The sequence below is a fragment of the Sinorhizobium americanum genome, assembly GCF_001651855.1.
Taxonomy (GTDB): domain Bacteria; phylum Pseudomonadota; class Alphaproteobacteria; order Rhizobiales; family Rhizobiaceae; genus Sinorhizobium; species Sinorhizobium americanum.
In genome coordinates this window covers 97620-108381 of record NZ_LNQC01000074.1, presented here as the reverse complement: position 1 = coordinate 108381, position 10762 = coordinate 97620, and the positions used below count along the sequence as shown (strand labels likewise).

Sequence of the window (10762 nt, the reverse complement as noted above, 5' to 3'; positions counted from 1 at the left end):
GAAAACCGCCAGAAACTATCTCGCCGTCGTCACCATCGCAGCTATCGTGCTATGGATCAGATAATTGTCCACACGACCTAGGCGCGCACTACACCCCGCGCGCCTATGTCGAGCGGCTGGTGATCGCCACCATCGTCGATCCGTTGCGTGCCGAGTGGGGACAGGTGCTCTCGACCGCGGAACGGCAGAAGGCGGAGGGGCGGAACGACGCGGCGGTCAAGTCCGTCCAGGCGTTCCACGACAGGCTCTGCGAGACGCGAGTCCTCGATCCCGCCTGCGGCACCGGCAACTTCCTCTACGTGTCGCTGGAACTGATGAAGCGGCTGGAGGGCGAGGTGCTGGAGGCGCTGGCGGATCTCGGCGGCCAGGAGGCGCTGACCGGCCTCGAAAGCCACACGGTCGACCCGCACCAGTTCCTCGGCATGGAGCTGAACCCACGCGCGGCGGCGATTGCCGAGCTGGTGCTCTGGATCGGCCACCTGCAATGGCATTTCCGCACCAAGGGCGCGGCCCCTTCGGAGCCGATCCTGCGCGCTTTCAAGAATATCCAGTGCATGGATGCGGTGCTGGAATGGGACGGCTACCCGCTGCCGCAGGTGAAGGACGGTGTTGAGGTCTACCCCAACCCGCGCCGGCCGGATTGGCCGAAGGCGGATTACATCGTCGGCAATCCGCCTTTCATTGGCGGCAAGGACATTCGCGCCCGCATGGGCTCGGCCTATGCAGAGGCGCTGTGGAAGGTGCACAAGCACATGAACGACAGCGCCGACTTCGTCATGTACTGGTGGGACCGGTCGGCCGAGATCCTGCTCAGGAAGGGCTCCGGCTTGAAGCGCTTCGGCTTCGTCACCACCAATTCCATCAGCCAGGTCTTCCAGCGCCGGGTGATCGAGCCCTATCTCAACGCCAAGAAGCCGCTGTCGCTGGTGATGGCCGTTCCCGATCACCCCTGGACGAAGGTGACCAGGGACAGCGCCGCCGTGCGCATCGCCATGACGGTTGCCGAGGCGGGCAAGCACGACGGCCTGCTGATGGAGGTGACGGCGGAGGAGGGCGTCGAGACCGACAGTCCGGTAATCCTGTTTGAGGAGAAGGGCGGCAAAATCAATTCGGATTTGACGGTCGGGGTGGACTTGGGAGCGGCATCGCCGCTCACGGCTAGCGAGGGACTGTCTTCACGTGGCATGTCACTGCACGGTTCTGGTTTTATTGTCTCGCCAGAGGAGGCCGAGCATTTGGGTCTTGGCCGCCGCGCCGGGCTGGATCAGCACATTCGCGTTTACAGAAACGGGCGTGATCTGATGGACCGACCGCGCGGCGTGATGGTGATCGACCTGTTTGGCCTCGATGCGGATGAAGTGCGCGCTAGATTTCCCGAAGTTTATCAGCACCTCTCCATGACCGTGAGGAAGGCCCGGGAGGATCAATTCGCAAAAGTACCGACCAAGGATGCTGAAAGTTATGCAAAGTCGTGGTGGATTTTTGGAAAGCCGCGGCAGGAACTCCGTGCCGCACTCGTGAGTTTGCCACGCTACATTGCCACCGTGGAAACCGCCAAGCACCGCGTTTTCCAGTTTCTCGACGGCTCGATCTTGCCGGACAACATGCTGGTGGCGATTGGCATCGATGACGGTTTCCTCCTCGGTGTTCTGTCCTCTCGCTGTCACACGTCGTGGGCGTTAAGGGCAGGTGGTTGGCTGGGCATGGGCAACGACCCTCGCTATTCCAAATCCCGCTGCTTCGATCCCTTCCCGTTCCCTGCCACCACCGACGAGCAGAAAGCCGCAATCGGCGCCATCGCCGAGGAACTCGACGCCCATCGCAAGCGCGTGCTCAAGGCGCATCCGCATCTGACGCTGACCGGACTCTACAATGTCCTGGAGCGGCTGAAGGCGGGCACGAAGCCGGATGACCTCGACGCCAGGGAACGCCGCATTTTCGATGACGGGCTGGTGCTGATCCTGAAGGAACTGCACGAAAGGCTCGATGCCGCCGTCGCCGACGCCTATGGCTGGCCGATCGACCTGCCGGAGGAGGAGGTTCTTGCCCGCCTCGTCGCGCTCAACAAGGAGCGGGCGAAGGAGGAAAAGCGTGGCCTCGTCCGGTGGCTCAGGCCCGACTACCAGATCCCGCGCTTCGGTTCGGAAAAGGAGAAGGCCAGGCAGCTCGAAGCCGATCTCGGCGGCGCGGCGGAACCGGCAAAGCCCGGCGCCAAGCCGGCGTTTCCTGTGGGCGACGCCGAGCAGACGGCCTTCGTGCTCAACGTGCTGGTCGAGTCCGCCGGCGCGCTCAACGCCGCAGACATTGCCGCCCGTTTCAAGCAGGGCCAGAAGGTACGGCCTGCGGTTGCGAGCGTGCTCACCTCGCTCTACCGCATCGGCCTGATCTCCACCGCCGACGGCGGCAAGACCTTCGCCTGGCGCCGGGCGGCGTGATTCTCGCGGCTCTCCAAATCCGCTCTGTAAGACCCCTCCCCAACCCCTCCCCACAAGGGGGAGGGCTTGGCGGCCGCTGCGCCGGACTGCCATTTTCCGCCTTCCCATCTGCCGCTACCAATGAGAGGGGGGAGCGAGGGCGGCAGATTAAGCCCCTCCCACCTGTGGGGAGGGGTTGGGGAGGGGTCTTTTTGGGAGGAAGCCCTTGAGCGGCCCGTGGGACGGGCGCGGTCGCCTCGCACTTACCTCAGAATCGCGTGATCACATTGATGCCGAGGTCCGTCGCCCGGTCCATCGTCACGAGCGCCGGCACCGCCTCTTCGAGCGAGATCTCGCGGCCGATCAGCCGCTTCGGTTCAAGCTTGCCGACCACGATCATCGACAGCATTGCGTCGTAGCGCCAGGCCTGCATGCCGTGGCTGCCGTAGATTTCGAGCTCGTGGCCGATCACCTGCGCCATCGGGATCTGAGGCGTCGCATGTTCGGCGAGCATCAGCCCGACCTGCACATGGCGGCCGCGGCGGCGCAGGTTCCTGATCGAGTTGAAGCAGGTGACGGGCGAGCCGAGCGCGTCGATCGAGACATGCGCGCCGCCTTGGGTGATCTCCTTGACAGCGGCGGCGATGTCATCCGTGTCACGCGCATTGATCGCGGCGACCGCGCCGAGCGTCTGCGCGAATGCGAGCTTTTCCTCGGAAATATCGATGGCGATCGGGTTAGCGCCGAGCGCTGCGGCGATCATGATCGCCGAAAGACCGACGCCGCCGCAGCCGTGCACCGCCACCCATTCGCCCCCTTGAACGCGGGCCTGGTCGGCGATCGCCCGGAAGGAGGTGGCGAAGCGGCAGCCGAGGCTGGCGGCCGTCGCAAAATCCATGCTCTCCGGCAGGTTCACGAGGTTCTGGTCGGCGAAGTCGAGCGCCACATATTCGGCAAAGGAACCCCAATGGGTGAAGCCCGGCTGGAACTGTGCCTCGCAGACCTGCTGGTTGCCGGAGCGGCATTCGCCGCAGCGTCCGCAGCCGGAGACGAAGGGCACGGTCACCCGGTCGCCGACCTTGTAGTTGAGGACGCCGCGCCCGGCGGCGGCGATCGTTCCGGCCAGTTCATGGCCGGGCACATGCGGCAGGCGGATGTCCGGGTCGTGGCCCATCCAGCCGTGCCAGTCGCTGCGGCAGAGACCGGTCGCCTCGACCTTGATGACGACGCCGTTTTCGCTGGGGCTCGGATCGGGCAGCGTCCGGATTTCCGGCGTTTTCTCGAAGGCTTCGTAATACATCGCTTTCATTGGCGATCGGTCTCCATTTCTGTTTCGTTATTCTGGCACGCGGTGCGGGGAGGCTCCACAATGGACGCCATGACATTTTTTGATGTACCCATTCACTCTGATGCTGCTTTTTCGGGCTAGATCGGGACAGCAGCGAAGGACAAGAGGAGAGTCCGATGGCCGTCGATACATCCCCCCGATCCACCACCTGGACCTATGTCGACGGCGAATGGCTGTCCGGAAACCCGCCACTGATCGGCCCGACGTCGCACGCCATGTGGCTTGGCTCGACGGTGTTCGATGGCGCCCGCTGGTTCGACGGCATCGCCCCGGACCTCGACCTCCATTGTCAGCGCGTCAATCGTTCCGCGGAAGCGCTCGGCCTGAAGCCCACAATGGCCGCCGAGGAGATCGGAGCCTTGAGCTTCGAGGGCGTGAAGAAATTCGACGGCAAGACGGCCATCTACGTCAAGCCGATGTATTGGGGCGAGCATGGGTCCTGGAGCGTCGTGGCGGTCGATCCGGAATCGACCCGCTTTGCGCTGTGCCTGTTCGAGGCGCCGATGGGCAACGCCCATGCCGGTTCGGCGCTGACGCTGTCGCCCTTCCGCCGCCCGACGCTCGAATGCATGCCGACGGACGCCAAGGCCGGCTGCCTCTATCCCAATAACGCCCGCATCCTCCAGGAAGCGCGCTCGCGCGGTTTCGACAATGCGCTGGTGCGCGACATGCTCGGCAACATCGCCGAGACCGGCTCTTCCAACATCTTCATGGTCAGGGACGGCGTCGTCTTCACCCCGGCCGCCAACCGCACCTTCCTCGCCGGCATCACCCGCTCGCGCGTCATGAGCCTGTTGCGCGAAGCGGGCTTCGAGGTGATCGAAACGACGCTGACGATGACCGATTTCGAGGCGGCCGACGAGATTTTCACCACCGGCAACTATTCGAAGGTGCTGCCGGTGACCCGCCTTGACGACCGCGACCTGCAAGCCGGCCCGATCACCGCCAAGGCGCGTGATCTCTACATGGACTGGGCGCATTCGAGCGGCGACGTCTAGGACGGTGCAAGCGCAACATTCCGGCTGACAAAAGCCGTGTGAGCGGATAGGTTGATGCACGGCCGGAGGCGGCCGGCAGCCCGCGCCCGACAAGGGCATGGCGAACGCCTCCACTGATCCTTGCTCACCCGTTCGACAGTCGGGCGAAGGCGTTGGTAATGCGGGCGCTAACGAAGGCTTCGCCGTGACAAGGAACGGAAATGCGCGACTATCGCGATGCCAAGGCCATGGCGAAGGCCCTGCGTGATGCCCTTGCCGACCATCAAATGACGATCGCCCACAGCGAGGCGCTCGAGATCGTCGCCCGCCAGTTCGGGCTTGCCACCTGGAACATCCTGTCGGCGAAACTCGAAGCCGCGGGAACCGCTGGGGAGGGCGCGGAGATCGCGTTCGAACAGGCGGTGCCGATCGTCCGGATCTTCGACGTGGCAAAGGCCCACGAATTCTATCTTGGTTTCCTGGGCTTCGCGGTCGACTGGGAACACCGCTATGGCGACGATTTCCCGCTTTACACGCAGATCTCGCGAGGCGGACTGAAGCTGCATCTATCAGAGCATGCGGGAGATGCGACGCCCGGCGGCAACATGTGCGTCTACATGAGAGGCATCCGCGCGTTCCACAAGGAACTCATCGCCAAGAACTATCGCTACATGCGGCCTGGTCTCGAGGACGAAGGAACGCGGCTCGAAGTCACAGTTATCGATCCCTTCAATAACCGCATCCGCTTCATGGAGTTGAAGGAGCGATAGGCCGGCCACCTATCTGATGGGGAGCCGTGGCGATGCCCAGCACTGGCAGGACGAACGGCGGCCTCCCGACCTGAAAGGCTCCAACCTCAAATCTCGACGGGCCGGACGACCACATCGGCGGACGATCGCGTCGTTGGCCCATGATGAACCGCCTCGATATTGTTGCCGTCGGGATCCAGCAGAAAGGCGGCGAAATAGCCCGGGTGATAGTGGCGCTCGCCGGGCGCTCCGTTGTCCGTGCCGCCATTGGCGAGGCCGACATCGTAAAAGCGCTGCACCGCGTCCGGACCGGAGGCCTGGAAGGCGATATGGACGCGGGTACGATAATCATCCGCCTGATCGACGAAGAACTCGTCGAACGCAAAAAATGCGTCGGTCTCGTAGGTGGGCCGATGGCCAAGCGCCCCAAGCACTGCCTGATAGAAGCGCTTGCTGACGGCGAGATCCCGGACGCGCAGGTGCACGTGGTCGATGAGACGGCCCTGATGGAATTCCATTCTTTCCTCCTGTGCCGACGGCGAAGTCAGTTGGTTCGTCTCCGTTAAATAGGACAGGAATCCTCTGCGTCGACATTCGCGTCAAACGCGCACCCGATCGCCGAATGAAAGTATTTTGCGTGGCTCAGAGAAATTTTGGCACCGCATCGGTTGCCTCCCGCAAAGGCGGTGCCTATGTTCCCGCTCACTGATTTCCGTCACGAAATCCAATGCCAAGAGGAGATGCCACAATGGCTTTCGAATTGCCGAACCTTCCCTATGACTACGACGCGCTCGCGCCCTATATGTCGCGCGAGACGCTCGAATACCACCACGACAAGCATCACCTCGCCTATGTGACGAACGGCAACAAGCTCGCCGAGGAAGCCGGTCTTTCCAATCTTTCGGTCGAGGAGATCGTCAAGAAGTCCTACGGCACCAACCAGCCGCTGTTCAACAATGCCGGCCAGCACTACAACCACATCCACTTCTGGAAGTGGATGAAGAAGGGCGGCGGCGGCACCAGCCTGCCTGGCAAGCTCGACGCGGCCATCAAGTCCGATCTCGGCGGCTACGACAAGTTCCGCGCCGACTTCATCGCCGCCGGCACCGCCCAGTTCGGCTCCGGCTGGGCCTGGCTCTCGGTCAAGAACGGCAAGCTCGAAATCTCCAAGACCCCGAACGGCGAAAACCCGCTCGTGCACGGCGCCTCGCCAATCCTCGGCGTCGACGTCTGGGAGCATTCCTATTACATCGATTACCGCAATGCCCGTCCGAAATACCTCGAGGCTTTCGTCGACAATCTCATCAACTGGGATTACGTCCTCGAAATGTACGAGGCAGCGGCGAAGTAACCATTTGGTTCTTATGCACGAGATTCGGCCCGGCGCTTGCGTCGGGCCTTTTCGTTGTCGGTCCGCCGGCGAGACTGATATTTTCTTCGCGATCAATTACACTGTGCCCGAAGCGAAAGATCGAACGGCATTTATCTTCCAGCCGGCGATCCACGCTTGCCGAAGCTTCTCGCCTTCACCTCGGAAGAAGGCCCCGATCGGCTCGCAATGCTCCACCCGGTCGGCGCGGAAGTTGCGGATGTCCTGGCGCAATTCGCACCAGGCGACCATCATCGCATGCTCCGAATAGTAGATCAGCGCCAGCGGCCAGACGGTGCGCTCCGTCGACCGCCCGAGTTCGTCGCGATAGTCGAGCGCGAGCTTCTGCTCGTCGCGGATCGCGCGGCGGATCATGGCGAGGTCGACCGCGGGCGGCGGGGCGGCGATCGTGCCCCAGGCGTGCAGCGCCTGCGACTGGAATGTTTGGCGCAGCGGTTCGGGGACGGCACCGGTGATCTTGCGATTGACGCGTTGGGCCGCGGTCTTCAATTCCTCGTCGCCGGTGCGGGCCAGCAGCGCTAGCGCCAGGACGATCGCTTCCGTCTCCTCGATCGAAAACATCAGCGGCGGCAGATCGAAGCCGGGCCTCAGAATATAGCCGAGACCGCGCTCCCCTTCGATCGGCACGCGCATCGCCTGCAGGGCGACGATATCGCGATAGATCGAGCGCGGCGTGACCTCGAGTTTCTCCGCGATCTCGGCGGCCGTGATCGGCTTACGGGCAAGCCGCAATATCTGGATGATCTCGAAAAGCCGCGCCGCCTTGCGCATCGCGAAAACTCCGGAAGTCCGAACGCTCCTGACAGAACCCTGTCAGTTGAGCGGCGCTATAGCAAGCGTCAACGGATTGACAACTCGGCAATTCGGACCTGAACTTCCATACAACGTCGATGAGCAACTGACATGACCTACGCTGAAAATCTCTGGCTTTTCTTCACCCTTCTGTTCGGCATCATCATCGTCCCGGGCATGGACATGGTCTTCGTGCTGGCCAATGCGATAACCGGCGGGCGGACGTCCGGGCTGGCCGCGACGGCGGGCATCATGGCGGGCGGCGTGCTGCATACGCTCTATGCCGCGCTCGGCGTCAGCGTCGTGCTGCATCTGGTGCCGGAGCTCTTCAATGTGCTCCTCGTCGCCGGCGCCGCCTATATCGCCTGGATCGGTTTTTCGTTGCTGCGCAGTTCGATCACCATCGGCGGTGTCGACGAGGGCAGGCGGCTGTCGCGCTGGGCAAGCTTCCGCCAGGGGGCCATGACGAGCCTGATGAATCCCAAGGCCTATCTCTTCATGCTCGCCGTCTATCCCCAATTCCTGAAGCCGCAATTCGGTCCCGTCTGGTCGCAGGCCGCGGTGATGGCTCTGATGATCGCCGTGACGCAGCTTGCCGTCTATGGCGGGCTGGCGCTCGCCGCCGGCCGCGGCCGCGACCTGCTGGTCGGCAGTCCGGTAGCGACGGTTGCCATCGGCCGCGGTGCCGGCCTGCTGCTTGTCGCAATCGCCATATTCACCGTTTGGCAGGGTTGGAGCGCCGCCCGGTGATTTGCTGTGCTCCCTTCAAGTATTAAACATGAACAAGGAATTCATGTTATTGTTCGCGCAAGTTCTGCCGCGCCTTAAGGTATAGCGCGGCGAATTGTGCTGAAATGACAAGCACATCAAGAAAATGTTACTTCCGTCGAAAAGCCAAGATGCCATCATGCCGGCGCCTTCAACAGGAAGCCGCGCGAGCGGGTTCGAACGACCGGAGAACATGATGAAGATACGAGCTCTTATGCTTGCAGCCGTCCTCGCAGGCTTGGGTGTGACCGCCGTCACCGCCGCCGGTGAACCTCAGGCGGTCCGCCAGCAACTGATGAAGAAGGTGGGCCAGGCTGCCGGTGCGCTGAGCGGTATCGCCAAGGGCGAAAAGCCTTATGATGCCGAAATCGTCAAAGCGTCGCTGTCGACGATCAGCGAGACGGTCAAAGTCTTCCCGAATCATTTCCCGGCCGGCTCCGAGACCGGTATGGAAACGGAGGCGAGCCCGAAGATCTGGCAGAACATGGATGACTTCAAGGCGAAGGCCGCCAAGCTCGGTGGCGATGCCGAGAAGATTCTTGCCGAGCTGCCCGCCGACCAGGCCGGCGTCGGCGCCGCACTCGGCGTCCTCGGCAAGGATTGCGCCAGCTGTCATGAGAGCTATCGTCTGAAGAAAGAATAGCGGACGCCACTGCTTGGTCCGTTAAATGCGCCGGTCTACCCGGCGCATTTATTTCTGTCTTGAAGACGAAGGAGAGATGATGAGGGCGCGCGCGGGGCGGCTTTTGTCCGGTCTGGTTCTACTTGCAGCGGTCGGCGCCGGCGCCTTCTGGTGGCTGACGAAGCCCGCCCCCTGGCATGCCGCCCATTGGGAGGGGCTGGGCGAGCCGGATCTCGCCAATGGCGAGCGGGTCTTCTGGGCGGGCGGCTGCACCAGCTGCCATGCAGCACCCCGTGCCGAGGACGATGCCCGACTGGTGCTGTCGGGTGGCCGGCCGCTGAAGAGCCCCTTCGGCACCTTCTACCCCCCGAATATCTCGCCGGACGAGACGGCCGGCATCGGCGGCTGGACGCTCGCCGAGTTCGGCAACGCCATGACGCGCGGGGTGGGGAGGAATGGCGAGCATCTCTATCCGTCCTTTCCCTTCGGTTCCTATGCACGGATGACCGCCAAGGACATCAACGACCTTTACGGCTATATGCGGACCTTGCCGAAGAGCGCCAATGTGACGCCGCCGCATGATCTGCCTTTCCCCTATAATATCCGTCTGGCGCTCGGCGGCTGGAAGCTCTTGTATCTCACCGACGAGCCGCGGGTTCAGGTCGACAGCGCCGACCCGAAGCTCGCCCGCGGACAATATCTCGTCGAAGGCCCCGGCCATTGCGGCGAGTGTCACACGCCGCGCGACGCACTCGGCGGCTTCGAAGCGGGCCGCTGGCTGGCCGGCGCTCCGAACCCGGAAGGCGAGGGGCGGATTCCCGACATCACCCCGGGCTCCAGGAGCATTGGCGGCTGGAGCGCGTCGGACATCGCCTCTTACCTGGAGACCGGTTTCACGCCCGAATACGATTCCGTCGGCGGCTCCATGGTCGAGGTGCAGAAGAACATGGCAAAGCTTCCGGCCTCCGAGCGCGAGGCGATTGCCGCCTACCTGAAGGCGCTGCCCCCGTCATAGGCTATCGCCTCCTCCGCTCAGCCCAGCTTCTGCATATAGCGCATGCCTGTCACCGGCCGCGGCACGAAGCGCTCCGACTCGTAGAAACGATGCGCCTGGAAATTGCCGGTTGCAGCGCTGACGGCAAGGTAATCGCAGCCGGCCATCTTCGCCTGTTCCCGCGCCTTGGCGACGAGATGGCGGCCGATGCCTGTGCCGCGATGGCCGGGGCGCACGAAGAGGTGATGCAGCTCCATGCCACGCGCGCCTTCGGCTGCCCGGTATTGGGGAACGAGAATTGCGTAGCCGATCAACTGGCCGCCGGCCTCGGCGACAAGGGCGGTGATCCAGGGGGTGCGGCCGAAGAGGTCGCGTTCGAGCTGCTCCGAGGTAAGCGGGGCCGCATCGCCGTGATGGGCGGAAAGCTCCGCGATCATCTCACGCAGTTCGGCGAGGTCGCGCAACTTGGCGCAGCGGATCGTCACCATCGGAGCGCGGACCGACGGAGTAGGATGAAGGGAGGGGGTGGCAGTCTGCAGCATTCTCGGCTCCTATGGGTTTCCCGCCATCAGGTGCCGTGAAAAACAAAAGCCGCCTGATGGCGGCCTTGTTGAAAATGATCAGCAGGCCGCTCCTATCGGAACAGCCAAAAATACGCGCGGCAGATGGGTGCGTTCTTGATCATGCGCGTAGATTGTTCATTTCCGC

Annotated in this window: 11 protein-coding genes; 7 read left to right on the top strand and 4 right to left on the bottom strand. The window is 63.2% G+C overall.

Features of this window, described 5'->3' with window-relative positions:
• Positions 1–2435: class I SAM-dependent DNA methyltransferase (locus ATC00_RS23075; protein ID WP_206744269.1), on the top strand; the 2435-nt coding region annotated here is incomplete at its 5' end.
• Positions 2436–2682: 247 nt separating this feature from the next.
• On the opposite strand, the gene ATC00_RS23070 is transcribed toward ATC00_RS23075, so the two are convergent.
• A complete protein-coding gene (locus ATC00_RS23070; RefSeq protein ID WP_064254560.1) occupies positions 2683–3723 on the bottom strand; it encodes a zinc-dependent alcohol dehydrogenase family protein in 1041 nt (346 codons plus the stop codon).
• Between the two features lie 155 nt (positions 3724–3878).
• Between ATC00_RS23070 and ATC00_RS23065 the strand changes: the two genes are divergently transcribed.
• Positions 3879–4760 (top strand): branched-chain amino acid aminotransferase, encoded by an 882-nt coding sequence (locus ATC00_RS23065; protein WP_037379459.1) that lies wholly within the window; start codon positions 3879–3881, stop codon positions 4758–4760.
• A 200-nt stretch (positions 4761–4960) separates the two neighbouring features.
• Positions 4961–5509, top strand: a complete 549-nt coding sequence (locus tag ATC00_RS23060) for a glyoxalase superfamily protein (protein WP_064254559.1) — start codon at positions 4961–4963, stop codon at positions 5507–5509.
• 86 nt (positions 5510–5595) lie between these two features.
• Here ATC00_RS23060 and ATC00_RS23055 read toward each other — a convergent pair whose 3' ends face one another.
• Complete coding sequence (locus tag ATC00_RS23055) at positions 5596–6006, bottom strand: VOC family protein (RefSeq protein ID WP_064254558.1); 411 nt, start codon at positions 6004–6006, stop codon at positions 5596–5598.
• Between the two features lie 230 nt (positions 6007–6236).
• Here ATC00_RS23055 and ATC00_RS23050 point away from each other — a divergent pair, with 230 nt between their 5' ends.
• Positions 6237–6839 (top strand): superoxide dismutase, encoded by a 603-nt coding sequence (locus ATC00_RS23050; RefSeq protein WP_037379467.1) that lies wholly within the window; start codon positions 6237–6239, stop codon positions 6837–6839.
• Between the two features lie 96 nt (positions 6840–6935).
• On the opposite strand, the gene ATC00_RS23045 is transcribed toward ATC00_RS23050, so the two are convergent.
• Positions 6936–7649 carry a helix-turn-helix transcriptional regulator gene (locus ATC00_RS23045; protein WP_037379469.1) on the bottom strand — a complete coding sequence of 238 codons (714 nt, stop codon included), beginning with the start codon at positions 7647–7649 and terminating at the stop codon, positions 6936–6938.
• A 132-nt stretch (positions 7650–7781) separates the two neighbouring features.
• On the opposite strand from ATC00_RS23045, the gene ATC00_RS23040 reads away from it, so the two are divergent.
• The 3 genes from ATC00_RS23040 to ATC00_RS23030 all read left to right on the top strand — a co-directional run bounded on the left by ATC00_RS23040 (position 7782) and on the right by ATC00_RS23030 (position 10075).
• Entirely contained in the window at positions 7782–8420 is a 639-nt protein-coding gene (locus ATC00_RS23040; protein WP_037379472.1) for a LysE family translocator, read from the top strand.
• Positions 8421–8634: 214 nt separating this feature from the next.
• Complete coding sequence (locus ATC00_RS23035) at positions 8635–9081, top strand: c-type cytochrome (RefSeq protein WP_037379476.1); 447 nt, start codon at positions 8635–8637, stop codon at positions 9079–9081.
• A gap of 79 nt (positions 9082–9160) precedes the next feature.
• On the top strand, positions 9161–10075 hold the full coding sequence (locus ATC00_RS23030; protein WP_064254557.1) for a c-type cytochrome: 915 nt from the start codon (positions 9161–9163) through the stop codon (positions 10073–10075).
• A gap of 17 nt (positions 10076–10092) precedes the next feature.
• Here the strand turns inward: ATC00_RS23030 and ATC00_RS23025 are convergent, their stop codons facing one another.
• A complete protein-coding gene (locus ATC00_RS23025) occupies positions 10093–10596 on the bottom strand; it encodes a GNAT family N-acetyltransferase (RefSeq protein WP_064254556.1) in 504 nt (167 codons plus the stop codon).
• Between the last annotated feature and the right edge of the window lie 166 nt (positions 10597–10762).

Bases quoted from the DNA above. Each gene is read 5' to 3' on its own strand.
- ATC00_RS23065 (WP_037379459.1), top strand. From the start codon at position 3,879: ATGGCCGTCGATACATCCCCCCGATCCACCACCTGGACCTATGTCGAC.
- ATC00_RS23060 (WP_064254559.1), top strand. From the start codon at position 4,961: ATGCGCGACTATCGCGATGCCAAGGCCATGGCGAAGGCCCTGCGTGAT.
- ATC00_RS23040 (WP_037379472.1), top strand. From the start codon at position 7,782: ATGACCTACGCTGAAAATCTCTGGCTTTTCTTCACCCTTCTGTTCGGC.
- ATC00_RS23055 (WP_064254558.1), bottom strand. From the start codon at position 6,006: ATGGAATTCCATCAGGGCCGTCTCATCGACCACGTGCACCTGCGCGTC.
- ATC00_RS23050 (WP_037379467.1), top strand. From the start codon at position 6,237: ATGGCTTTCGAATTGCCGAACCTTCCCTATGACTACGACGCGCTCGCG.
- ATC00_RS23045 (WP_037379469.1), bottom strand. From the start codon at position 7,649: ATGCGCAAGGCGGCGCGGCTTTTCGAGATCATCCAGATATTGCGGCTT.
- ATC00_RS23070 (WP_064254560.1), bottom strand. From the start codon at position 3,723: ATGAAAGCGATGTATTACGAAGCCTTCGAGAAAACGCCGGAAATCCGG.
- ATC00_RS23025 (WP_064254556.1), bottom strand. From the start codon at position 10,596: ATGCTGCAGACTGCCACCCCCTCCCTTCATCCTACTCCGTCGGTCCGC.
- ATC00_RS23035 (WP_037379476.1), top strand. From the start codon at position 8,635: ATGAAGATACGAGCTCTTATGCTTGCAGCCGTCCTCGCAGGCTTGGGT.
- ATC00_RS23030 (WP_064254557.1), top strand. From the start codon at position 9,161: ATGAGGGCGCGCGCGGGGCGGCTTTTGTCCGGTCTGGTTCTACTTGCA.